The organism is Achromobacter sp. D10 (assembly GCF_035282245.1).
GTDB classification, from domain to species: domain Bacteria; phylum Pseudomonadota; class Gammaproteobacteria; order Burkholderiales; family Burkholderiaceae_B; genus Achromobacter; species Achromobacter insolitus.
This window is the reverse complement of the sequence record NZ_JAYJLE010000011.1, coordinates 1-21,745: the sequence shown is the minus strand read 5'-3', so window position 1 is coordinate 21,745 and position 21,745 is coordinate 1. Positions and strand designations below refer to the sequence as shown.

23 protein-coding genes are annotated in these 21,745 nt (G+C 65.9%); 11 read left to right on the top strand and 12 right to left on the bottom strand.

Features of this window, described 5'->3' with window-relative positions; all coding sequences use genetic code 11:
• Positions 1-7: 7 nt before the first annotated feature.
• From VCS63_RS23095 to VCS63_RS23065, 7 genes are read left to right on the top strand one after another with little or no spacing between them, the layout of a single operon-like run.
• Positions 8-1,567 carry a benzoate-CoA ligase family protein gene (locus tag VCS63_RS23095; RefSeq protein WP_149063984.1) on the top strand — a complete coding sequence of 520 codons (1,560 nt, stop codon included), beginning with the start codon at positions 8-10 and terminating at the stop codon, positions 1,565-1,567.
• Positions 1,564-2,388, top strand: coding sequence for an alpha/beta fold hydrolase (locus tag VCS63_RS23090; protein ID WP_149063983.1), 825 nt, complete (start codon positions 1,564-1,566; stop codon positions 2,386-2,388). Before VCS63_RS23095 ends, VCS63_RS23090 begins: the two co-directional genes overlap by 4 nt.
• 36 nt (positions 2,389-2,424) lie before the next feature.
• Positions 2,425-3,585 (top strand): ABC transporter substrate-binding protein, encoded by a 1,161-nt coding sequence (locus VCS63_RS23085; RefSeq protein ID WP_042794741.1) that lies wholly within the window; start codon positions 2,425-2,427, stop codon positions 3,583-3,585.
• A 31-nt stretch (positions 3,586-3,616) separates the two neighbouring features.
• A complete protein-coding gene (locus VCS63_RS23080; protein ID WP_042794742.1) occupies positions 3,617-4,498 on the top strand; it encodes a branched-chain amino acid ABC transporter permease in 882 nt (293 codons plus the stop codon).
• A 2-nt stretch (positions 4,499-4,500) separates the two neighbouring features.
• The gene (locus VCS63_RS23075) at positions 4,501-5,529 is read left to right on the top strand and encodes a branched-chain amino acid ABC transporter permease (protein ID WP_063643235.1); all 1,029 of its coding nucleotides are present in this window, start codon (positions 4,501-4,503) and stop codon (positions 5,527-5,529) included.
• Positions 5,522-6,286 (top strand): ABC transporter ATP-binding protein, encoded by a 765-nt coding sequence (locus VCS63_RS23070; RefSeq protein WP_042794743.1) that lies wholly within the window; start codon positions 5,522-5,524, stop codon positions 6,284-6,286. The genes VCS63_RS23075 and VCS63_RS23070 overlap by 8 nt, the downstream gene beginning before the upstream one ends.
• The gene (locus VCS63_RS23065; protein ID WP_042794744.1) at positions 6,283-6,993 is read left to right on the top strand and encodes an ABC transporter ATP-binding protein; all 711 of its coding nucleotides are present in this window, start codon (positions 6,283-6,285) and stop codon (positions 6,991-6,993) included. The genes VCS63_RS23070 and VCS63_RS23065 overlap by 4 nt, the downstream gene beginning before the upstream one ends.
• Here VCS63_RS23065 and VCS63_RS23060 read toward each other — a convergent pair.
• The 7 genes from VCS63_RS23060 to VCS63_RS23030 all read right to left on the bottom strand — a co-directional run bounded on the left by VCS63_RS23060 (position 6,990) and on the right by VCS63_RS23030 (position 14,241).
• Positions 6,990-8,549, bottom strand: coding sequence for an acetolactate synthase large subunit (locus tag VCS63_RS23060; protein WP_063643248.1), 1,560 nt, complete (start codon positions 8,547-8,549; stop codon positions 6,990-6,992). The genes VCS63_RS23065 and VCS63_RS23060 overlap by 4 nt on opposite strands.
• A 160-nt stretch (positions 8,550-8,709) precedes the next feature.
• Positions 8,710-9,462, bottom strand: coding sequence for an amino acid ABC transporter ATP-binding protein (locus VCS63_RS23055; protein ID WP_042794745.1), 753 nt, complete (start codon positions 9,460-9,462; stop codon positions 8,710-8,712).
• 4 nt (positions 9,463-9,466) lie between these two features.
• Positions 9,467-10,159 carry an amino acid ABC transporter permease gene (locus VCS63_RS23050; RefSeq protein ID WP_042794746.1) on the bottom strand — a complete coding sequence of 231 codons (693 nt, stop codon included), beginning with the start codon at positions 10,157-10,159 and terminating at the stop codon, positions 9,467-9,469.
• 30 nt (positions 10,160-10,189) lie between these two features.
• Positions 10,190-10,978 (bottom strand): ABC transporter substrate-binding protein, encoded by a 789-nt coding sequence (locus VCS63_RS23045; protein ID WP_042794747.1) that lies wholly within the window; start codon positions 10,976-10,978, stop codon positions 10,190-10,192.
• 42 nt (positions 10,979-11,020) lie between these two features.
• Positions 11,021-11,929 (bottom strand): arginase family protein, encoded by a 909-nt coding sequence (locus VCS63_RS23040; RefSeq protein WP_323881170.1) that lies wholly within the window; start codon positions 11,927-11,929, stop codon positions 11,021-11,023.
• Positions 11,930-12,203: 274 nt separating this feature from the next.
• Complete coding sequence (locus tag VCS63_RS23035) at positions 12,204-13,070, bottom strand: IclR family transcriptional regulator (protein ID WP_063643488.1); 867 nt, start codon at positions 13,068-13,070, stop codon at positions 12,204-12,206.
• Between the two features lie 148 nt (positions 13,071-13,218).
• Positions 13,219-14,241, bottom strand: a complete 1,023-nt coding sequence (locus tag VCS63_RS23030) for an amino acid ABC transporter substrate-binding protein (RefSeq protein ID WP_063643251.1) — start codon at positions 14,239-14,241, stop codon at positions 13,219-13,221.
• Positions 14,242-14,575: 334 nt separating this feature from the next.
• Between VCS63_RS23030 and VCS63_RS23025 the strand changes: the two genes are divergently transcribed.
• The 4 genes from VCS63_RS23025 to VCS63_RS23010 are packed head-to-tail and all read left to right on the top strand — an operon-like array spanning position 14,576 to position 17,766.
• A complete protein-coding gene (locus VCS63_RS23025; RefSeq protein WP_063643254.1) occupies positions 14,576-15,574 on the top strand; it encodes a Bug family tripartite tricarboxylate transporter substrate binding protein in 999 nt (332 codons plus the stop codon).
• A 15-nt stretch (positions 15,575-15,589) separates the two neighbouring features.
• Positions 15,590-16,270: a 3-oxoacid CoA-transferase subunit A gene (locus tag VCS63_RS23020; protein ID WP_323881092.1), complete on the top strand. Its 681-nt coding sequence runs from the start codon at positions 15,590-15,592 to the stop codon at positions 16,268-16,270.
• A gap of 27 nt (positions 16,271-16,297) precedes the next feature.
• A complete protein-coding gene (locus VCS63_RS23015) occupies positions 16,298-16,939 on the top strand; it encodes a 3-oxoacid CoA-transferase subunit B (RefSeq protein ID WP_042794751.1) in 642 nt (213 codons plus the stop codon).
• The gene (locus tag VCS63_RS23010; RefSeq protein ID WP_323881091.1) at positions 16,939-17,766 is read left to right on the top strand and encodes an IclR family transcriptional regulator domain-containing protein; all 828 of its coding nucleotides are present in this window, start codon (positions 16,939-16,941) and stop codon (positions 17,764-17,766) included. Before VCS63_RS23015 ends, VCS63_RS23010 begins: the two co-directional genes overlap by 1 nt.
• Positions 17,767-17,804: 38 nt before the next feature.
• On the opposite strand, the gene VCS63_RS23005 is transcribed toward VCS63_RS23010, so the two are convergent.
• The 5 genes from VCS63_RS23005 to VCS63_RS22985 form a co-directional block, all read right to left on the bottom strand.
• Positions 17,805-18,857, bottom strand: a complete 1,053-nt coding sequence (locus tag VCS63_RS23005; RefSeq protein WP_063961740.1) for an L-threonylcarbamoyladenylate synthase — start codon at positions 18,855-18,857, stop codon at positions 17,805-17,807.
• A 14-nt stretch (positions 18,858-18,871) separates the two neighbouring features.
• A complete protein-coding gene (locus tag VCS63_RS23000) occupies positions 18,872-20,062 on the bottom strand; it encodes a 5-(carboxyamino)imidazole ribonucleotide synthase (protein ID WP_042794754.1) in 1,191 nt (396 codons plus the stop codon).
• Positions 20,063-20,067: 5 nt separating this feature from the next.
• Positions 20,068-20,589, bottom strand: a complete 522-nt coding sequence (gene purE / locus VCS63_RS22995) for a 5-(carboxyamino)imidazole ribonucleotide mutase (protein WP_042794756.1) — start codon at positions 20,587-20,589, stop codon at positions 20,068-20,070.
• 104 nt (positions 20,590-20,693) lie between these two features.
• Positions 20,694-21,266, bottom strand: coding sequence for a disulfide bond formation protein B (locus VCS63_RS22990; protein WP_042794757.1), 573 nt, complete (start codon positions 21,264-21,266; stop codon positions 20,694-20,696).
• A gap of 11 nt (positions 21,267-21,277) precedes the next feature.
• The gene (locus VCS63_RS22985; RefSeq protein ID WP_222931592.1) at positions 21,278-21,436 is read right to left on the bottom strand and encodes a DUF5993 family protein; all 159 of its coding nucleotides are present in this window, start codon (positions 21,434-21,436) and stop codon (positions 21,278-21,280) included.
• Positions 21,437-21,745 lie beyond the last annotated feature (309 nt).

Sequence of the window (21,745 nt, the reverse complement as noted above, 5' to 3'; positions counted from 1 at the left end):
GACAACCGTGAACACCTGTCCCGCCGAACTCAACTTTGCCAGTCATCTGGCGGCGCTCAATGCGCCGCGCGCCGCCAAGCCGGCCTACATCGACGACACCCGCCAGATCAGCTACGGCGAACTGGCGGAACGCGTGGCCCGCATGGCCGGCGCCCTGCGCCAGCTGGGCCTGCGGCGCGAGGAGCGCATCCTGCTGCTGATGCAGGACACCGTCGACTGGCCGGTGGTCTTCCTGGGCGCGCTGCACGCGGGCGTGGTGCCGGTAGCCGTGAATACCTTGCTCACCGCGGACGACTATGCATACATCATCGGCCACAGCCGTGTGCGCGCGATGTTCGTGTCGGGCGCCTTGCTGCCCGCGGCGCAGACAGCGCTCGCGCAAGCCGGCGCCGATGTGGAACATCTGGTGGTTTCGCAACCCGCCGGCCCCTTGCCCGAAGCCGCGCGCGAATTCGAATCCTTGCTGGCGGCGGCGCCGCTTGCTCCGGCTGCGCGCACCCTGTCCGACGAGATCGCCTTCTGGCTGTATTCATCCGGCTCCACCGGCAAGCCCAAAGGCGTGGTCCATACCCACGGCAATCTGTGGCACACCGCCGAACTCTATGCCAAGCCGGTGCTCGGCATCCGCGAGGATGACGTGGTGTTCTCCGCCGCCAAGCTGTTCTTCGCCTATGGCCTGGGCAACGGCCTGACCTTCCCCCTGTCGGTCGGGGCGACCGTCATCCTGATGGGTGAACGCCCCACGCCGCAAGCGGTCTTCAAGCGCCTTACCCAGCATCGCCCCACGGTGTTCTATGGCGTGCCCACTTTATACGCCAGCATGCTGGCTTCGCCCGACCTGCCCTCCCGCGACCAGGTGGCCATGCGGATCTGCACGTCCGCCGGCGAAGCCTTGCCGCGAGACATCGGCGAACGCTATACGCGCCATTTCGGCTGCGAGATCCTGGACGGCATCGGCTCCACCGAGATGCTGCATATCTTCATCTCCAACCAGACCGGACAGCTGCGCTACGGGACCACGGGCAAGCCGGTGCCGGGCTACGAAGTGCAATTGCGCGACGAAAGCGGCGCCCTGGTGCCGCCCGGCGCCATCGGCGATCTCTACATCAAGGGGCCGAGCGCCGCCCTGATGTACTGGAACAACCGCGACAAGACGCGCCAGTGCTTCCTGGGCGACTGGCTCAAGAGCGGCGACAAATACATCTGCGACGCGGACGGCTATTACACGTATGCCGGGCGCAGCGACGACATGATCAAGGTCAGCGGACAATATGTGTCGCCCGTCGAGGTTGAGAACATCCTGGTACAGCACGAGGCCGTGCTGGAAGCGGCCGTGATTGGCGTGCCGGACCATGACGGCCTGGTCAAAACGAAGGCCTACGTCGTGCTGCGCCCAGGCTTCGAACCCGACGCGCAGACCGGAGCCGCGCTGCAAAGCTACGTCAAGCAACACCTGGCACCGTTCAAGTATCCGCGCCAGATCAACTTCACCGACGAACTGCCCAAGACCGCCACGGGCAAGATTCAGCGCTTTCGCCTGCGCCAGCTGGAAGAGGCGACGCTATGAGCGCGTGCGACATCGCCGAGACCGTCTTTGCCGAGCTGCACGCTGGCGGACGGGACCTGCGCCTGGAATGCCAATGGATCGGGTCCGACCGTCCTGGCGCTGCGCTGATGGTGTTCCTGCATGAAGGGCTGGGCTCGGTGTCCATGTGGAAGGACTGGCCCGTGCGCGTGTGCGAAGCCGCCGGCTGCCGCGGGTTGGTCTATTCTCGCCAAGGCTACGGACAGTCCACGCCGTTGCGCCCGGACGAGAAACGCGCGGTGGATTTCATGCACCGCGAGGCCGGCGAGGTGCTGCCCGCGCTGCTGAGCGCCCTGGAGGTGGACGCCAGGCAGGACAAACCGGTGCTGTTCGGCCACAGCGACGGGGGCTCGATCGCCCTGCTTTATGCAGCCATGCATCCGGACGCCGTCGCCGGCGTGGTGGCCGCCGCGCCACATATCCTGGTCGAAGACGTGTCGGTCGCCAGCATCGCGCAAGCGCGCCAGGCCTATCTGGAGACAGACCTGCCCGTCAGGCTGGGCCGCTACCACGCCAACCCGGATTCGGCATTCTGGGGCTGGAACGACATCTGGCTGGACCCGGCCTTCCGCCGTTGGAACCTGGACGAATACCTGTCACGCATTGCCTGTCCGGTGCTTGCCATCCAGGGCCTGGACGACGAATACGGCACGTTGGCGCAGATACGCGGCATCCGCCGGCTCGCGCCTCAGACCGAACTGCTGGAGATCCCGGATTGCGGCCATTCGCCGCACAAGGATCAGCCGGCCCGCGTTATCCAGGCCGTCGCCGGCTTCGTCGGCAGCCTGGCACAACCCCGCTGACCTCGCGTCGGCCCATAACAAGCACGGAGACTAACCATGAACCACGCCCTGACCCGGGCTGCGCTTGCCGCGGCTCTGACGCTCGCCGCCACCGGCGCCCAGGCCGCCGACAAGATCAAGGTCGGCTTCATGCTGCCCTACAGCGGCACCTACGCCGCGCTGGGCAACGCCATCGAGAACGGCTTCAAACTGTATGTCGCCGAGCAAGGCGGAAAGCTGGGTGGACGCGAGATCGAATACTTCAAGGTGGACGACGAGTCCAACCCCGCCAAGGCCGCCGAAAACGCCAACCGCCTGATCAAACGAGACCAGGTGGATGTGCTGATCGGCACCGTGCACTCAGGGGTGGCGATGGCGCTGGCCAAGGCCGCCAAGGATGCCGACACCACGCTGATCGTGACCAACGCGGGCGCCAACGCCATTACCGGTCCGCTGTGCGGCCCGGGCATTTTCCGCACTTCGTTCACCAATTGGCAGCCAGCCTACGCCATGGGTCCGGTGGCCTTTGCCAAGGGCCATAAGACAGCCGTCACCATCACCTGGAAATATGCGGCCGGCGACGAGGCCATCGGGGGCTTCAAGGAAGGCTTCGAGAAGGCCGGCGGCAAGGTCGTGAAGGAACTGAGCCTGCCGTTTCCGAACGTGGAGTTCCAGCCGCTTTTGACCGAGATCGCCGCGTTGAAGCCAGACATGGTGTTCACCTTCTTCGCGGGCGGCGGAGCCGTGAAGTTCGTGCAGGACTACCATGCGGCCGGCCTGGGCAAGACCATCCCGCTGTACGGCTCGGGCTTTCTCACCGACGGCACGCTGGAGGCCCAGGGCGCTTCAGCGCAAGGCCTGCTGACCACCCTGCACTACGCCGACGGCTTGAACACGCCGCGTGACAATGCCTTCCGCGCCGATTACAGCAAGGCATACAAGGCGCAGCCCGACGTATATGCGGTGCAGGGCTATGACGCGGCGCAGCTGATGCAATCGGGCCTGACCGCGGTCAAGGGCGATTTCGCCAAGAAAGAGGATTTCCGCAAGGCCATGCGCGGCGCCACGGTGGATAGCCCGCGCGGCCCCTTCACGCTGTCCAGCGCTGGCAATCCCGTGCAGGACATCTATCTGCGCCGCGTCGACGGACTGGAGAACAAGGTCGTGGACGTCGCGGTGAAGAAGTTGGCCGATCCGGCCCGCGGCTGCAAGCTCTGACACCTGCTGCAATCCGCCACAGGGAGGCCCCATGGACATCAGCATCCTGCTCATCCAGAGCCTGAACGCTTTCCAGTACGGCTTGCTGCTGTTCCTGGTGGCCAGCGGGCTTACGCTGATCTTCGGCATCATGGGCATCATCAACCTTGCCCACGGCAGTTTCTACATGATAGGGGCGTACATGGCCTTCGCCCTGGGCCCGGCCGTCGACCGCTGGCTGGGCGGCGGCTTTCTCGCCACGCTGGCCGTCTGCGTGCTGGCGGCCGGCGCGTTGGGCTATCTGCTGGAGGCCGCCTTCTTCAGCTACCTGTACAAGCGCAACCACCTGCAGCAGGTGCTGATGACCTACGGCTTGATCCTGGTCTTCGAAGAGCTGCGCAGCATCCTGGTTGGCAATGACGTTCACGGTGTGCCGCTGCCCGCGTGGCTGCAAGGCAGCATCGCGCTGGGTGATGTGATGACCTATCCGGTCTACCGGCTGTTCATCTCGGCGGTGGGCATTGCGGTGGCGCTGCTGTTGTACTGGGTCATCACGCGCACACGGCTGGGCATGATGCTGCGGGCAGGCGCGAGCAACCGCGAAATGATCGGCTCGCTGGGCATAGACATCAACAAACTCTACCGCCTGGTGTTCGCGGCGGGCGTGGCGCTGGCAGCCCTGGCGGGCAGCATCGCCGCGCCGGTGTCTTCCGTCTATCCGGGCATGGGCAATGGGGTGCTCATCATCTGCTTCGTCGTGGTCGTGATCGGCGGCATCGGCTCGATCCGCGGCGCATTCCTGGCCGCAATGCTGGTGGGCGTGGTGGAAACGTTCGGCCAGGTGCTGTTTCCGTCCGCGGCAGGCGTGCTGGTTTACCTGCTGATGGCATTCATACTTCTTTGCAAGCCCGAAGGGCTGTTCAAGCAGGGCTGACCATGTTGAACCGACTATTGCCCCTTGCGGCGCTGCTGGCCCTGGCGGCCTTTTCCTGGAGCGGCAGCGACTACTACACCGGCCTGGCGATCAAGATCATGATCTATGCGATCTTCGCGCTCAGCCTGCAACTGCTGGTGGGCGGCGCGGGATTGGTCAGCCTGGGCCACGCCGCCTTCTTCGGCATCGGCGCCTATGCCGCGGCGCTGCTATCGCCCGAATCCGAAGCCGCCGGCCTTTGGTGGCTGCTGCCCGCCGCCCTGCTTGCCGCCGCGGCCTACGCGCTTCTGACCGGCGCGCTGGCGCTGCGCACGCGCGGCGTGTACTTCATCATGGTCACGCTGGCTTTCTCGCAGATGGCCTACTACGTGTTCCACGACACCAAGATCGGCGGCGGCAGCGATGGCATCTATCTGTACTTTCGCCCAGAGCTGTCCGTGGGCGGCTGGATGCCTTTCGACCTGAGCGACGCCAGGACATTCTACTTCTTCGTGCTGGCCTGCCTGGCATTGGCCTGGGGCTTTCTGGCGCTGTTGCGGCGTTCGGCTTTCGGCGCCGCGCTGGCCGGCATACGCATCAACGAACAACGCATGCGCGCGGCGGGCTACTCGACCTATCCCTATAAGCTTGCGGCCTATGTGGTGGGCGCCACGCTGGCCAGCCTGGCGGGATTTCTGTTCGCCCTGAAGGATGGCTTCGTCACCCCGGAATTGCTGGCCTGGGAACAGTCCGGGCTGGTGCTGCTGATGGTGATCCTGGGCGGCATGGGCAGCCTGGGCGGCGCGGTGCTGGGCACCGTGGCGCTGGTGCTGCTGCAGGAGCTGTTCCAGTCGCAGGAACTGTTCGGCGAATACGCGCGCCATTGGCACCTGCCCCTGGGCGTGGCCATCATCGCGCTGGTGGCCCTGTTGCCCAATGGCCTGGCCGGCTTGCCGGCGCAGCTGCGGCAGCGGCGCGCAGGGCGGGCCCCGGCTCCGGCCTCAAGCACCGCCCCCGCCCGCCTGCCTATCCAGGGAGAACCGCATGTCTGACATCCTGCTTGCCGCCAAGGCGGTCACGCGCCGTTTCGGCGGCCTGACGGCGGTGAATGGCGTATCGCTGGAATTGCAGCGCGGCCAGGTCCACGCCGTCATCGGCACCAATGGCGCTGGCAAGTCCACGCTGATCAACATCCTGTCGGGCGAACTGGCGCCCAGCAGCGGCCAGGTCATGCTGGGCGGCCGCGACATCACCGCGTGGCGCCAGCCCGACCGGGCGCGCGCGGGCCTGGGCCGCAGCTATCAGCGGTCTACGATCTTTCCCGAGCTGAGCGTGTTCGAAAACTGCAGACTGGCCGCCCAGGCGCGGCGCCAACGCTTCTGGCACTGGTGGCGCCCCGCCTCGGAATGTCGCCACAGCGCGGAACTTGCGCGCCACGCGCTGGAGCGCACCGGTCTGGCGGACGAGGCCACGCGCGAGGCCGGCCTGCTGCCGCACGGCCGCAAGCGGCAGCTGGAGATCGCCATGTGCCTGGCGGGCGAGCCGCAGGTGCTGCTGCTGGACGAACCCCTGGCCGGCATGGGCCCCGAGGAAACCGACCGCATCCTGGAACTGTTGGAAACGCTCAAGCCCGGTCACGCCATCCTGCTGGTCGAACACGATATGGACGCAGTCTTCCGCGTCGCCGAAACCCTTACCGTCATGGTCAACGGCGCCACCATCGCCAGCGGCACGCCCGCCGATATCCGCGCCAATGCCGATGTGCGCACCGCCTACCTGGGCGAAGAAGCGCATGGAGCCAGCCTATGAACGCCTTGATCGAAGCCGGCGGCCTGCATGTCTATTACGGCGCCAGCCACGTGCTGCGCGGCGTCGACATGCATATCGCGCCCGGGGAATCCGTCGGCCTGGTGGGCCGCAACGGCATGGGCAAGACCACGCTGATCCGCAGCCTGATGGGCCACGTCAAGAGCGCCCAGGGCAGCGTGCGCGTGGATGGCCGCGACTGCACCCGCGCACAGCCGCATGCCATCGCCCGCATGGGCGTGGCTTACGTGCCCGAAGGGCGCGGCATTTTTCCCAATCTGAATGTGCGCGAGAACCTGCAAGTGGCGGCGCGCGCCGGCAGGGACGGACGCCAGGAATGGAGCTATGCCCGGGTTCTGGACGTATTTCCGCGGCTGAAGGAGCGCCTGGGCCATGGCGGCCAGCAGCTATCGGGCGGTGAACAGCAGATGCTGGCCATCGGCCGGGCGCTGATGACCAATCCCGAATTGCTGATCCTGGACGAGGCCACCGAGGGCCTGGCGCCGCTGATCGTGGCCGAGATCTGGAAGATCATCCGCCAGATCCGCGCCAGCGGCATGTCCACCTTGATCGTCGACCGCAATTACCGCGCGGTGCTGGAACATACCGACCGGTGCCTGGTGATGGAAAAGGGCCAGATCGTGCAAGACGGCGACAGCGCGTCGCTGGCCCGGCAGCCCGAGCAGCTGACGCGCTATCTGGGCGTTTAGATCACGGCTTCGATCAGGAACGGGCCGCGGCGCTTCAGGCCTTCCTGCAGCGCGCGCGCAAATCCTTCCACGGTGTCCACGCTGACCGCCTCGACTCCCATGCCGCGCGCCAGATGCGTCCATTCGAGGTGCGGTTCTTGTAGATCCAGCATGCGCCGGGCGTTGCGTCCCGGCTCCATGACGCCCACGTTCTTCATTTCGCCGTGCAGCGTGGCGTAGGAACGATTGGCCAGGATCACCGTCAGGCAATCGAGGTTCTCGCGCGCCTGCGTCCACAGCGCCTGCAAGGTGTACATGCCGCTGCCGTCCGCCTGCAAGGTGACGACCTTGCGGTCAGGGCAGGCCACCGCCGCGCCAGTGGCCATGGGCAGGCCGATGCCGATGGCGCCACCGGTCAGCATCAGCCAATCGTGGGGCGCGCTGCTGGCGCTATAGATGGGGAATTCGCGGCCCTGGGTGATGGACTCGTCGCAGACGATGGCCTGCTCCGGCAAATGGTGCGCGATCAGGATGTTGACGGCGGCGCCGGTCAGCTTGCCGGATTGCGGCACTTCGTAGCTGGCGGCCGGCGCAGCCAAGCGCGGGGCGTCCGGCGCAATGCCCAGTTCGTCGGCCAGCCACTCAAGCGCATGCGCCAGGTCCTGCTCGGGCGTGGCGAGCACGACCTTGTTGGCGTCCGGGGGCGCCAGCAGGCTGGGCTTGCCGGGATAGGCGAAAAAGCCGACCGGCGCTTTCGCGCCCACCAACACCAGATGCCGCACGTCCTTCAGCTTGGCCACTGCCAGGTCGATCGGATACGGCAGGCGGTCGACCGGAGTGCGCGAGCCGCCGCGTTCGATGCGGCGGTTGGAGGTTTCCGACACCAGGCGCACGCCGGTGGCGCGCGCAATGCGGCCAGCGGCGTTGAGCGCGCGTTCGCGCAGCGCCGCGCCACCCAGCATCAAGGTCGTGACTTCACCGGAACGTATCGCGGCAGCCGCCGCGCGCACCGCTTCGGCCGAGGTCTGGGTCAAGGCCTCGTGCCTGGCGAGTACCGGTGCGCTCGCATTGGCGGGCAGTTCCGTCCAGGCCGTGTCGGCCGGCAGGATCAGCGTGGCGATGTTGCCCGGCGAGCGGCGCGCCACCCCTACCGCCTCGGCGGCGTCCGCGGACAGGTCCGCGGCCTTCATCGTGCGCTTGACCCAGTGCGACATCGGGCGTGCAACGCCCTCCACGTCGCTCGTCAGCGGTGCGTCGTATTGGACGTGGTAGGTAGCATGATCGCCCACGATGTTGACCATGGGCGTGCGGGCGCGCTTGGCGTTGTGCAGGTTGGCCAGGCCGTTGCCCAGGCCCGGCCCCAGGTGCAACAAGGTGGCGGCGGGCTTGTCGGCCATGCGCGCGTAGCCGTCGGCCGCGCCCGTCACCACGCCTTCGAACAGGCCCAGCACGCAGCGCATTTTGGGCTTGCGATCCAATGCCGCGACAAAGTGCATTTCCGATGTGCCGGGGTTGGCAAAGCAAACATCCACATCGTTGGCAAGCAAGGTATCGCAAAGACTATCAGCGCCGTTCATCGTTTTTCCCTGATCATTTTCCATTGGCGGTGCATGGGCGCATGCGCGCCCGCGTGACATGCATGATAGGTAGCGTAGCCGAAACCGGCTAGAGCCATTTCAGGGCGCCGTCATGGAACCATTCCACAGGTTCCGCCACGCGGAATTTTCGCAGGCGGCCTCAGGCCAGGATCTGCCCCAGGAACGCCTGCGCGCGCTCCGTGCGCGGCGCGCGGAAGAAGTTGTCGGGCGTGTCGGATTCAACGATCGCCCCCTGGTCCATGAAGACCACGCGGTCGCCGACCTCGCGCGCGAAACCCATTTCGTGCGTCACGCACACCATGGTCATGCCATCGCGGGCGAGCGCCACCATGGTGTCCAGCACTTCCTTGACCATCTCCGGATCCAGCGCGGAAGTGGGCTCATCGAACAACATGATCTTCGGCCGCATGCACAAGGCCCGGGCAATCGCCACGCGCTGCTTCTGCCCGCCTGACAACTGGCCCGGATATTTGGCTGCATGCTGCGGGATCTTTACGCGTTCCAGGTATTCCATGGCCCGGGACTCGGCCTCCTCGCGCGGCACTCCCTTCACCAGCATCGGGGCCAGCGTGCAGTTCTCCAGCACCGTCAGATGCGGGAACAGGTTGAAGTGCTGGAACACCATGCCGACCTCGGCGCGGATGCGCTCGATATTCTTCAGATCGTCGTTCAGCTCGATGCCGTCCACCACAATGCGCCCTTTCTGGTGTTCCTCCAGCCGGTTCAGGAGCCTGATGGTGGTGGACTTGCCGGAACCTGACGGTCCGCACAGGATCAGCTTCTCGCCCGGCAGCACTTCCAGCGCAAGATCGTCCAGCACCTTGAAGTCGCCATACCATTTGCATACGCCCTGCATCGTGATGATAGGGGCGGCGTAGTTCAATCCATCCATCGCATCAGGCCTTGGAAATGTCATGGTTTTCGCCCGCGCCGCTCCAATAGCCCGGCACGGTCAGGCGTTTTTCGGAACGGCGGAACACGTAGGACAGCACGCTGCACATGGCGAAATAGATGATCCCCACCATGGTGTAGACGGTCAGCGCCTGGAAGGTGGCTCCCGCCAGCATCTCGCCGGCGCGCATCAGTTCATAGACGCTGATGACGGCAACCAGCGACGTTTCCTTGATCAGCACCAACGCGTAGTTGCCCAGCGCCGGGAACACGGTGCGCAATGCCTGGGGCAACACGATGCGGCGCAGCCGCTGCACCTTGCCCAGCCCCAGCGCGCGCGCCGCCTCGTACTGGCCGGAGTCCACCGACTGGATGCCGCTGCGGAAAAGCTCCGCGAGGTAGGCGCCGAAATTCAGCGTCAGGCCCAGCACGCCGGCGACGAAGCCGTTGATGACCACGCCCATTTCCGGCAGGCCGTAATAGATGTAGAACAGCTGCAGCAGTAGCGGCGTGCCGCGTATCACATCTATGTAGAAGCGGGCGCCCCGGCTGAGCAGCCGCGACGGCGACAGGCGGCACAGACAGACGAGCAGGCCCAGGGCCACCGCCAGGAATGCCGAACAGAAAAACAGCGCCAGGGTCCAGACCGTGCCCTCGGCCAGAGGGGTCAGGTACATGCGCAGGGTTTCGAGATCCACGTCGTGCTCCTTATCCGTGCCGCTGCCGCGTCACTTGCTCATCAGGTCGGCAACACCCCACTTCTGCCCGATGGCGGCGAGTTCGCCGTTCTGCTTCATTTGCGCCAGCGCGCCGTTGACTGCCTCCAGCAAAGCGGCATTGCCCTTTTGCACGGCCATGCCCACCTGCCACTTGCGCTGTGGCTGGTAGCCCGTATCGAGCTTCACGCCCGGGATGTTCTTGGTCTTGATCTGGTAGATGATGCTGGGCGGATCCACGATGCCCAGGTCGATGCGTCCAGCCCGAACGTCGGCCAGCAGCGTGGAGTAGTCCTGGTAGGTCGACACTTTGGTGCCGGGCATGTCCTTGATCATGTTGAACTGCACCGAATCCACCAGCACGCCGACGCGCTGGCCCTTCATGTCCTCGAACTTGGCGTACTTCTTGTCCGCCTTGTCGCTGACCACGATGCCCTCGCCCCATTCATAGACCGGCGCCGAAAAATCGATGGCGCGTGCACGCTCTTCGGTGATGAAGAGCGGCGCGGACATGACGTCGGCTCGCCCCGAGGTCAGTGTGGGAATCAGACCGGAGAACGGCACGTCGGACAGTTTGTCCGAGACCTTCAGGTGCTTGGCCACGGCGGCGGCCACGTCCACCATGATGCCTTCGAGCTGATTCGACTTCGGATTCTTGAAGCCGTGCGGCGGCGCGGACGCCGTGGTCACCACGTTCAGGCTCTGATCCGCGCGGATCTCCTCCAGCGTGCGCGCCTGCGCACCGGCTTGGGCCAGCAGGCCGGCAGTGGCCAGACCCAGCAGAATGGATTTGAGTTTCATCGTTTTCCCCTTGAATGAAGTCATCGGAGGGTTTGCGCCGGCTCAGGCCGGACGCCCCTGCGGATACTGCTGCACCGCTACCGCCGCCAGCGCGCAGAATTCCTGCATGACGGTGGCGGCCAGGAAGGCCGTGGCCCCCTGCACGTCTTGCGGCGGCGACACTGTGTTGACGTCGAACGCCACGAAGTTCAGGCCCGCCAGCTGACGCAGCAGCGCCAGCCCCTCCTTGGCGGAAAGCCCGCCCCACTCCGGCGTGCACACGCCCGGCGCGCAGGAGGGATCGAAGATGTCCATATCGAAGCACAGGTACACGGGCCGCTGGCCGATGCGCTGCTTGATCTCGGCCAGGGCGCCCTTCTGGTCCTGGTCGAAATCGTCGTAGGGCAGGATCGTGTAGCCGACCTCGCGGCCGAACTCCAGCACGCCCGGCATGAAGGAACTGCCACGCGTGCCGACGTGGAAGCTGGACGCAACGTCCAGCAATCCTTCTTCGGCGGCACGCGTGAACGTGGTCGCCGTGTTGTACCCGGGTATGGGGTAAGTGTCGGTGTGCGAATCGAAATGCAGCACCACGAAATCAGGATGGCGGCGCGCCACGGCCCGCAGTTGCGGCAGCGTGACCGCGCCATCGCCCCCCATGGAAATCGGAATGGCGCCCGCATCCAGAATGGAGCCGATGCCAGCCTCGATGAGCGGATAGGAGGCATCCGGATCGCCCGGATGGCAGGCCACGTTGCCGACATCGATGGCACGCAGGAAGTCCGGCGGATTGTCGATGCCATGGCGCCGGAAGATGTCGATGGGCCGCAGCAGCCGGGATTGCTCGCGGATCGCATCCGGTCCCTGGCGCGAACCGACACGGAACGGGTGCGTGCCGCAATCGAACGGAATGCCCACTACGCAGGCGCGCGCCGCGCCCGTGCCCGTAGCGCGGGCGGAAGGCAGGCCCATGAACCCCGCGACGGGATGAAAACAGACTTCGGCTGGCTGCTGCACAACTCGGCTCCTGTGTGACGACCCGTCCTCTCGAACCGGGTTTGTATCACTATTTAGATTCGATCAAATCGCTGTGCGATATGATCATGTCGAAATAAGAGTAGCGTGCGTACAAGCATCCGGCCAATTAGGGAGTTTCCCCTAATCGGATTTATAAATACCCTACTTATTTAGTATGAAATTAGTCCGCAAAGCGGCCCGCGCGATGCCCCGGCAATGCAGCCGCGAATCAACCCTCGTCGCTTGCGAACGGCATCGCGTCGCGCAAGGCGCCGCCCGGCGGCTCCATTTCATAGAACGGGCGCGACCGTCCCAACGTGCGCGACGCGCTGATAGCGTGCGCCGTTTCCACCACTTGCGGGCCGAACACCGCCTGCGCCTGCTCGAATGACCAACGGCTGGACGGCACCGACACGTTGACCGCCCCCACCGGCGTGCCGCCGGCATCCAGCACCGCGGCGCTGACCGTGATGTCGCCGGGATAGAACTCGCCGTCCGAACGCGCATAACCGTGGCGCCGCGCGAAGTCCAGCTCCGCAAGCAACGCGTCCATTTCGGTGATCGTGGCGGCGGTGTAGGACTTACGGTCACAGCGCTCCAGCAGGTCGCGCGCCACCCCTGGATCCAGCCTGGCGAGCACGGCGCGGCCCGCCGCCGTGCAATACAGCGGCAGGCGCATGCCCACCGGCATGTTCACGAACATTTCCTTGTGGGTGGCAAAGCGCGCCACATAGACCATGTCCAGACCGTCGGGCTCGGCCAGGCTGCAAGTTTCCTGGCTGTTGCGGTTGAGCGAGTGCAGGAACGGATTGCCGCCCAGCACCAGCGGGCTGGTCTGGACGTACTTCATGCCCAGTTCCAGCGACCAGGGCCCCAGCGAGAACTTCTTGCTCAGAGGATCCTTGCGCAAATAACCCAAGGTCCACAAGGTATGGGCGAAGCGCTGCACCGAACTCTTGCTCAGGCCAGTGGCATCGGCCAGTTCCGGCAAGGTCATGGCAGGCTGGCCCTCGCTGAAGGCTCGGAGCACGGAAACGCCGCGCGCCAGCGCGGCAATGAACAAAGGGGAATCCTCGGCGTTTCGGATTTGCGTCATGGCGCGTGGGGCGTCCAATGGAAAGCGCATAGCGTACCGCATTACGGTGCGAACGTATCGCATGGCGATGCCGCGCTTTTTTGTCTTGGGGCGGCCCGGCGACAAAAAACGACCCGGCATACCGGGCCGTCTTGACTGGCGTGCGGCTCTAGCGGATCGGCCAGGGATACATGGCGCCGCCCTTGTTCCACAACGCGTTCGTGCCGCGCTGCAAGCCCAGCTTGCTGTCCTTGCCGACGTTGCGTTCGAACACTTCGCTGTAGTTGCCCACGGCCTTGATGGCGTTGTAGGCCCACTTCTCGTCCAGCCCCATGTTCTTGCCCGCGCCCGGGGTCACGCCCAGGATGCGGGAAATATTGGGATTGTTGCTCTTCAGCATTTCGTCCACGTTCTTCTGTGTGATGCCGTATTCCTCGGCCTCCATCAGCGCGAACAAGGTCCAGCGCACGATCCCGAGCCAGTTTTCGTCGCCCTGGCGCACCATCGGGCCCAGCGGCTCCTTGGAGAAGCGTTCCGGCAGAATTTCGTAGTCGTCCGGCTTGGCGACCTGCGTCGCGCGGACCGCGGCCAGTTGCGAAGCGTCATCGGTGAACGCGTCGCAGCGTCCCGACTCGAAGGCCCGCACGACTTCGGTCACCTTGTCGATCACCACCGGCTTGAACTCGATGTTGTTGGTACGGAACCAGTCGGCCAGATTGAGCTCGGTGGTGGTGCCGGGCTGCACGCAAACGGTGGCGCCATTGAGTTCCTTGGCGCTTTTCACGCCCAGCTTCTTGTTCACCAGGATGCCCTGGCCATCGTAGAAGCTCGCGGCCACGGCCGCCAGGCCCAGCGAGGTATCGCGAGTCTGCGTCAGCGTAACGGTGCGAAGCAGCACGTCCACTTCGCCGGATTGCAGCGCGGTGAAGCGTTGCTGCGTGGACAGCGGCGTGCCCTTGAATTTGGTCGGATCACCGAACACGGCCGCCGCCACCGCGCGGCAGATGTCCACGTCCATGCCTTCCCATTCGCCCTTGCTGTTGGTCGCCGAAAAGCCGGATACGCCGTCGGTCAGGCCGCACTGCACGTATCCCTTTTTCTTTACGGCATCGAGGGTGGGCCCCGCCACCGCCGCCTGGGATGCGCAAGCCAGGGCAATGGCGCTGGCTGCAAACAAGATGGACCGCTTCATGATCACTTCTCCTGAGATGGATGCCCGCGCCGGCTTGTAAGCCGGCTGCGTTTGAAACCGAGCCCTGCCTTACTGGGCCGGCCGCCAGATTAAGCGATGTCCACGGCGTGAACAACGCGGCGGCGCCTAGTGGAAACCCGGAGCGGGGCGCGGCTTTCCAGTCCATGCCGGCGTTGTCCGGTGAACGAACTTTATCCTCTCGCCCGCCGCCGATGAGGGCTTGCCTTGCGTGCCATACTTTTTTCGCGTTCCGGGCCCACTGCTGCCGGAGCCGCGATCTCTCAAAAATACGGCCGGGCGTGGATACCGGCCGACTCATGGAGGAGACCCACCCATGACCCGTGCAAGCCTCTTGCAGTCCCGCCGCGATATCTTCAAGACCCTGCTGGCCGCCGCGCTGGCGGCGGCAGGACTGGCCAGCGGTACCGGCCATGCCGCTGATGCCTGGCCCAGCAAGCCGATCAAGATCATCGTGCCCTATACGCCCGGCGGGTCGACCGACATCGTCACCCGCATCGTGATGGACAAGCTGGGCGCGCGCCTGAAGCAAACCATCATCATCGAGAACCGGCCCGGCGCCAACAGCAGCGTGGGCTCGGCCGTGGCGGCAAAAGCGGAGCCAGACGGCTACACCTTCCTGTCCATCCTGCCGGCCTACATCATCAATTTCCATCTGTACAAGCTGGGCTATCGCCCGGCCGACCTGACGCCCGTGGTGCAGATGGCGGACCTGCCGCTGTTCCTGTTCGTCGCCGAAGACATCCCGGTGAAAACGGTTGCCGAACTGGTCGACTATGCGCGCAAGAATCCAGACAAACTCACCTATGCGTCCAGCGGCAACGGATCCAGCGCGCACCTGACTGGCGCCGACTTCGCGCTGCAAAACAAGATCACGATGACCCACGTCGCCTACAAGGGCAGCGCGCCCATCCTGGCTGATTTGCTGGGCGGGCGAGTCTCCATGGTCTTCGATCCCATCCTGGTTCCCATGCAATACGTGAAACAGAACCGGCTGAAGGCACTGGCGTTCACGGGCAAGCAACGCTGGCCGACCGAGCCCTCCATTCCGACCATGGAAGAAGCCGGCCTGCCCGGTTTTGTCACCGGCTCCTGGGCTGGCCTGATGGCGCCGGCGGGCACGCCCGCGCCGATCATAGAACGCATGGCGCGCGAGATCAGCGAGATCGTCAAGGAGCCCGACGTCAAGCAGAAATTCCTGGACGCGGGATTCCTGCCGGCCAGCGGCACCACCGCGCAATTCGCCGCGCTGATGAAGACCGACTCGGCGCGCTACGCCGAGATCATCAAGCAGGCGCGCATCAGCGTGGACTGAACGCGGAGCCCAACCATGATCGACAAGTTCTACGACACGCCCGAGTCTGCCGTCGCGGACATCCACGACGGCGCCACCGTGCTGATCAGCGGCTTCGGCGGCGCCGGCATGCCCACGGAACTGATCCACGCACTGATCGTGCAAGGCGCAAGTGATCTCACCGTGGTCAGCAACAACGCCGGCAACCACGAAACTGGCCTGGCCGCGCTGGTCAAGGCCGGCCGGGTGCGCAAGGTCATCTGCTCGTTTCCCAAGGCCTCGCACTCCTGGGTCTTCGACGAGCTCTACCGCCAAGGCCGCATCGAACTGGAATGCGTGCCGCAAGGCACCATCGCCGAACGCCTGCGGGCAGCCGGCGCCGGCCTGGGCGGGTTCTACACCCCCACGGCCTACGGCACCGAACTCGCGCGCGGCAAGGAAACCCGCATGATCGGTGGCCGCGGCCATGTCTTCGAAGAGCCCCTGCACGGCGACTTCGCGCTGGTCAAGGCGGACCTGGCCGACCGCTGGGGCAACCTCACCTATAACAAGAGCGCGCGCAACTTCGGCCCCGTCATGTGCATGGCGGCCAAGACCGCCATCGTGCAAGTGCGCGCCAAGGTGGCGCTGGGCGAGCTATCCCCCGAATCCGTCGTGACGCCGGGCATATTCGTCCAGCGCGTCACCCAAGTGGCCAACGCGGCGTTCTCGAGCTAGCAGCCCCCGAACCCAGAAGGAGTCCACATGTTCCAACCCCTGACCCGCGAGGCCATGGCGCGCCGCCTGGCCCAGGACATTCCCGACGGCAGCTATGTCAACCTGGGCATCGGCATGCCCGTGCTGGTGGCCGCCCATCTGCCCGCCGGCCGCGAGATCATCTTGCACAGCGAAAACGGCATCCTGGGCATGGGGCCGCCCCCCGCCGAAGCCGATATCAACCTGGACCTGATCAATGCAGGCAAGCAGCCCGTTACCCTGCTGGCAGGCGGCGCATACTTTCATCACGCGGATTCGTTCGCGATGATGCGCGGCGGACACCTGGACATCTGCGTCATGGGCGGCATGCAGGTCGCCGCCAATGGCGACCTGGCCAACTGGTCGCTGGCCAAGCCGGGAGAAGCGCCGGCAGTGGGCGGCGCAATGGACCTGGCAGTCGGCGCGCGCAGCGTCTACATCATGATGGAGCACACTTCCAAGAGCGGCGAACCCAAGATCGTCGAACGCTGCACCTATCCGCTGACAGGCGCCGGCGTGGTGGATCGCATCTACACGGACCTGGCCGTCATCGAGGTAACGCCGGACGGGCTGCTGGTTCGGGATATGATCGACGGCATGACCCTGACAGCCCTCCAGGCGCGCACCGGCGCGCCATTGCGCGCAGCCTGATGCGGCCCAATCTTCCTCCGCCCGGCTACGCCGCGCCGCTTGCGGCGGAAGATCATCCCGATCATCTGCGCGGCGATCCGGACTACATGCTGACGCTTGCGCGCGGCCTGCACGTGATCCGCGCCTTCGGCACGCGCCGCCATCCCCAGACCGCGGCCGAACTGAGCCGCCGCGCGGGCCTGCCCCGAGCGGTGGTGCAGCGCTGCCTGCATACGCTGATCCTGCTGGGCATTGCCGAGCAGCACGGCAGGCTCTATGTGCTGACCCCGCGCATCCTCGGCCTGGGCTACGCCTACTTCTCCTCCACGCCCTTCGTATCGCTGGCACAGCCGGTGCTGGAGGAGCTGAGCGCAACGGTCAACGAGACCTGCGCCCTGGCCATTATGGAAGGCCACGAGATGCTCTATCTGGCGCGCTCGGAAGTCCACCGTCTGCTGGCCACGTCGATGGGGCTGGGCAGCAGGCTGCCCGTCTATTGCACGTCCATCGGCCGGGTGCTGCTCGCGCAGTTGCCGGAGCCGGGGCTGGCACGCTATTTCGCGGCGACGGAGCTGCAGCCGTACACGGAATTCACCGTCATCGCCGAGGACAAGCTGCGCGCCGAACTGGCGCGCATCCGCGAACAGGACTACGCGGTCGTCGACCAGGAGCTGGAATTGAATGTGCGTGCCATCTCGGTGCCCGTGCGTTCGGCCAGCGGCAAGGCCTGCGGCGCGGTCAATGTCAGCGTCAAAGCGGCGCGGGTGCCGCTGAGCCGCCTGACGGAAGACTTCCTGCCGCCCTTGCGGCAGGCCGTGGAAAGAATCGGAGAGTTCCTGGTGGCCTGAGGCCACGGACGGGGCAAGCCCGCGCGCCGCCCCTGGACTTACAGGTCCGTCGTGTCCAGCGTGAAGGCCGCGGCGGCGCGGCCGATGCGATCATTGACGGCGTGCCAGTCGTCGGTGGCGGGTGGCGCCTGCACGATGATGCGCGCATAACCTTGCTTGTCCAGATCGCGCAGCAAGCCATAAAGCGCCTGGGCGTAGCGCGCCGGATCGGCGGGCACGGGCTGCCATTGCACGCGGGCGTCCAGCGCAGCCGGCCGATCGCCGTAGGCAACCACCACGACCTTGCCTTCGGGCAAGCCCAGTCCTTGCGCCACGTCGCGCAGGCGCGCGTCACTCGCCAGTTCCAGCGCCGTGCGCGGCGCGTAGTGCGCCTTCAACGTGCCCGAGGCCCGCGGTGCGGTTGCGTCGGGGGCAAAAACCTGCACGCCCAGCACGGCTTCGATCTGCGCGGCACTGATGTGGCCAGGACGCAGCAGCACCGGGCCCGCGCCGCGGTCCAGGCGCGACAGGTCGAGTATGGTGGATTCGATGCCCACTTCCGACGCGCCGCCTTCCAGCACGGGCATGCCGGCCGCGACTTCTTCGGGGAATTCGCTGCGCACGTGTTCGGCGCGCGTTGGCGATACCTGGCCGAACTTGTTGGCCGAGGGCGCGGCGACGCCGCCCTGCCCGTTGGGCTTGCCTGCGGCAAACGCTGCCAGCAGTGCCTGCGCCACGGGATGCGAGGGGCAGCGGATGCCGATGCTGTCCTGGCCGCCGCTGACCGTGTCGGCGATATGCGCCGCGCGCTTGAGGATCAGCGTCAGCGGACCTGGCCAGAACGCGTCGATCAGCAGACGCGCCTCTTGCGGCACTTCCGCCGCCCAGTACGACAGGTCGCCTTGCGGCGCGATGTGCACGATGACGGGGTGATTGGACGGCCGGCCCTTGGCCGCATAGATCTTGGCGACCGCTTGCGGATTCTCCGCGTCCGCGCCCAGGCCGTAGACGGTCTCGGTGGGAAACGCGGCCAACTCGCCGTCCAGCATGCGCTGCGCGGCGTGGGCGATCTCCGCGGCGCTGGCGGAAGCTGACGGGGACAAGGAGGTCATGGAATCGCGGCGCCCTACTCCGGAGCCTGCATGCCCAGCGCCGCGGCCACGCGGGCAGCGTCGTCGCGAGCCTGTTGCAGGGTGGGCGCCACGATGGTGATGTGGCCCATCTTGCGGCCGCGGCGCGCTTCGCGCTTGCCGTACAGGTGCAGCTTGGCCGTGGGCACGGCCAGCGCCGCGGCCCAATCGGGCTCGCGCTGGGTCGTGGCGGTGGCCGACGGATACCAGATGTCGCCCAGGATGTTCAACATGACCGCGGGCGCCAGCAGGTCGGAACCGCCCAGCGGCAAGCCGGCCATGGCGCGCGCCTGCTGCTCGAACTGGCTGGAGAGGCAGGCGTCCATGGTGTAGTGGCCGCTATTGTGCGGACGCGGCGCGATCTCGTTAACGATAAGGCTGCCGTCCTTGAGCACGAAGAACTCCACGCACAGCACGCCGTGATAGCCCAGGCCTTGCGCGATGGCTTGGGCGGCCTGCGTGGCGCGCGCCTGGCGTTCGGCATGGGCCGCGTCCTGCTGCACGGGCGCGGCGGTCGATACTGCCAGGATGCCGTCGCGATGCACGTTGCGCGCCACCGGGAACACGACGCTCGCGCCATCGAAGCCGCGTGCCAGGACCACGGAGATTTCGTAGTCCAGCGGCATCAGCGCTTCCAGCACGCAGGCCACGCCGCCGAACTCGGCGAAGGCGGCCAGCGCCTCCTCGCGCGTGCTGATGCGGGCCTGGCCCTTGCCGTCATAGCCCAGGCGGGCGACTTTCAGGATGCCGGGGAACAAGCCCTGCGGCGCGGCGCGCAAATCGGCCTCGCTGCGGATGGCCGCATGCGGCGCCACGGGGATGCCCTGCGCGGCGATAAAGGTCTTTTCGGCGATGCGGTCCTGCACGATGGCCACGGCATCACCGGCCGGGCTGACGCGGCAGCGCGTGGCCAGCGTGCGCAGGCTGTCAGCGGGCACGTTCTCGAATTCGGTGGTGACGGCCTGACAGGTATGCGCCAGGCGCTCAAGGCCGGCCTCGTCGTCATAGGCCGCCTGGATGTGCAGGTCGGCCACCATGCCCGCCGGACATTCGGCGGCCGGATCCAGCACCGCGACCTTGTAACCCAGGCTCTGGGCCGCGTGGCAGAACATGCGGCCCAGTTGGCCCCCGCCCAGCAGGCCCAGCCAGCCGCCGGGAGCAATCATGAAAGGAGTCGATTGAGTCATTCTGATCAGGCCTCGGGCGGAACCTTCATGTCGCGCGCGGCTTGCGTCTGGCGGGCGCGGAACGCCACCAGCTTCTTATGCAAGCCGGCGTCCGTGCCAGCCAGGGTGGCGATCACGTGCAGCGCCGCATTGGCGGCCCCGGCTTCGCCAATCGCGAAAGTGGCCACCGGCACGCCCTTGGGCATCTGCACGATGGACAGCAGCGAGTCCTCGCCGCGCAAGTATTTGGAGGGCACCGGCACGCCGAACACCGGCACTTCGGTCAGGGCGGCCATCATGCCCGGCAGGTGCGCCGCGCCGCCGGCGCCAGCGATGATGCCGCGCAGGCCGCGGGCATGCGCCGCGGCGCCATAGTCAGCCATGTCCTGCGGCATGCGGTGCGCGGAAATCACGCGCGCCTCGTAGGGAACGCCAAATTCCTCCAGCATGGTGACCGCGTGCTTCATGACCTCCCAATCGCTGGAAGAACCCATAATCACGCCCACCACGGGGGTGGCCTCTGCCGCTGCGGAAGTCTTGGCTGTCATAACCGGTGTCAAAGAGTTGAGACCGCGGCACAACGCCGCGGAGAGTCAAAGGACCGCGGACGGATGCCGCGAAACCCGGTATTTTACCCGGCGCCGGAACACGCCTAGGTAGCGGCGGCGGAATCCAGCCACTGATAGCTGGTGGGATTGTCCGGGCAAGGCCCGAAACCGCACTCCAGCGTGGTGCTGCCTACATTGGCCAGCGCCATCAGGAAAAACAGGGCCATGACCAGCACACCCAGCAGCGAGACGGGCTTGCGCAGCATGTTGTCACCCCATTTGCGGTCGACGGCCAGCATTGCCGTGCAGAACACGATGATCGCGCTGAAGGCGATGAACCCCCAGGTGTAGAAGTGCAGGCCCAGCATCGGTGAACCGTAGCCTGGGTCTCCGGGCGCGATGTGCAGCAGCACCTGCCGGCCCGAGGCCAGCATGCCGCCCAGCGCGGCCGCGATACTCATCGCGTAGTGCATGGGCGAAGGGCCCAGGCGCATGTTCAGCAGAAAGCCCACGCCTGCCAGCAAGAGCGCCACGCGCTGCAGCAGGCACAGCGGGCAAGGCAGCTCGTCGTAGGCGATCTGCCAGAAAAAAGCCATGGCCAGGGCGCCGGTGATACCCAGCAGCGCCAGGCCGTTCAGGATGCGCGAGCCGCGCGCGGGATTGCGGGAGAAGATCATCGCCCCCGCCCTCAGAACGACAATGCGAGCGGGCTGTTCATGTGGTACTGGCACCAGACGGCAAACAGCGCCAGCGTCAGCAGCCAGAAGGTCACGCAAGGACGGCGCCTGCCTAGCATTCCGAACCACACTGCGACCAGGCCAGTCAGGAAAGGCAACATCATTACCATGCTGGGAGCTCCTTTCTGGGGAACGTCCCCATGCAAGCAGCCGGGAATTATAACGTCACAATTCGCAATAAATCCTATCGAAAGCCCTGACAACTTTTGTAGGGCGCGCGGCTTCAGGGCGAAAAACCCTTCCGATTGAAGCGCCCCCAGGAAGTGGGACGTAAATCCAGTTTCCTGGGGTGGCGCGGTACGGCAAGGCTTCGAGCTTGTGGATGTCAGAGTTCTTTAGCCGCCGAGGCTGCCCTACGCCATTCCGATGCTCGCCCCGGTGGGGCTGCGCTTCGTATGGCTCCGGGGTCCTCGGCTGGC

Bases quoted from the DNA above. Each gene is read 5' to 3' on its own strand.
- VCS63_RS23025 (WP_063643254.1), top strand. From the start codon at position 14,576: ATGACCCGTGCAAGCCTCTTGCAGTCCCGCCGCGATATCTTCAAGACC.
- VCS63_RS23075 (WP_063643235.1), top strand. From the start codon at position 4,501: ATGTTGAACCGACTATTGCCCCTTGCGGCGCTGCTGGCCCTGGCGGCC.
- VCS63_RS23060 (WP_063643248.1), bottom strand. From the start codon at position 8,549: ATGAACGGCGCTGATAGTCTTTGCGATACCTTGCTTGCCAACGATGTG.
- VCS63_RS22985 (WP_222931592.1), bottom strand. From the start codon at position 21,436: ATGGTAATGATGTTGCCTTTCCTGACTGGCCTGGTCGCAGTGTGGTTC.
- VCS63_RS23080 (WP_042794742.1), top strand. From the start codon at position 3,617: ATGGACATCAGCATCCTGCTCATCCAGAGCCTGAACGCTTTCCAGTAC.
- VCS63_RS23010 (WP_323881091.1), top strand. From the start codon at position 16,939: ATGCGGCCCAATCTTCCTCCGCCCGGCTACGCCGCGCCGCTTGCGGCG.
- VCS63_RS23090 (WP_149063983.1), top strand. From the start codon at position 1,564: ATGAGCGCGTGCGACATCGCCGAGACCGTCTTTGCCGAGCTGCACGCT.
- VCS63_RS23000 (WP_042794754.1), bottom strand. From the start codon at position 20,062: ATGACTCAATCGACTCCTTTCATGATTGCTCCCGGCGGCTGGCTGGGC.
- VCS63_RS23020 (WP_323881092.1), top strand. From the start codon at position 15,590: ATGATCGACAAGTTCTACGACACGCCCGAGTCTGCCGTCGCGGACATC.
- VCS63_RS23045 (WP_042794747.1), bottom strand. From the start codon at position 10,978: ATGAAACTCAAATCCATTCTGCTGGGTCTGGCCACTGCCGGCCTGCTG.
- purE (WP_042794756.1), bottom strand. From the start codon at position 20,589: ATGACAGCCAAGACTTCCGCAGCGGCAGAGGCCACCCCCGTGGTGGGC.
- VCS63_RS23005 (WP_063961740.1), bottom strand. From the start codon at position 18,857: ATGACCTCCTTGTCCCCGTCAGCTTCCGCCAGCGCCGCGGAGATCGCC.
- VCS63_RS23070 (WP_042794743.1), top strand. From the start codon at position 5,522: ATGTCTGACATCCTGCTTGCCGCCAAGGCGGTCACGCGCCGTTTCGGC.
- VCS63_RS23040 (WP_323881170.1), bottom strand. From the start codon at position 11,929: ATGGGCCTGCCTTCCGCCCGCGCTACGGGCACGGGCGCGGCGCGCGCC.
- VCS63_RS23015 (WP_042794751.1), top strand. From the start codon at position 16,298: ATGTTCCAACCCCTGACCCGCGAGGCCATGGCGCGCCGCCTGGCCCAG.
- VCS63_RS23035 (WP_063643488.1), bottom strand. From the start codon at position 13,070: ATGACGCAAATCCGAAACGCCGAGGATTCCCCTTTGTTCATTGCCGCG.
- VCS63_RS23030 (WP_063643251.1), bottom strand. From the start codon at position 14,241: ATGAAGCGGTCCATCTTGTTTGCAGCCAGCGCCATTGCCCTGGCTTGC.
- VCS63_RS23085 (WP_042794741.1), top strand. From the start codon at position 2,425: ATGAACCACGCCCTGACCCGGGCTGCGCTTGCCGCGGCTCTGACGCTC.
- VCS63_RS22990 (WP_042794757.1), bottom strand. From the start codon at position 21,266: ATGATCTTCTCCCGCAATCCCGCGCGCGGCTCGCGCATCCTGAACGGC.
- VCS63_RS23065 (WP_042794744.1), top strand. From the start codon at position 6,283: ATGAACGCCTTGATCGAAGCCGGCGGCCTGCATGTCTATTACGGCGCC.
- VCS63_RS23055 (WP_042794745.1), bottom strand. From the start codon at position 9,462: ATGGATGGATTGAACTACGCCGCCCCTATCATCACGATGCAGGGCGTA.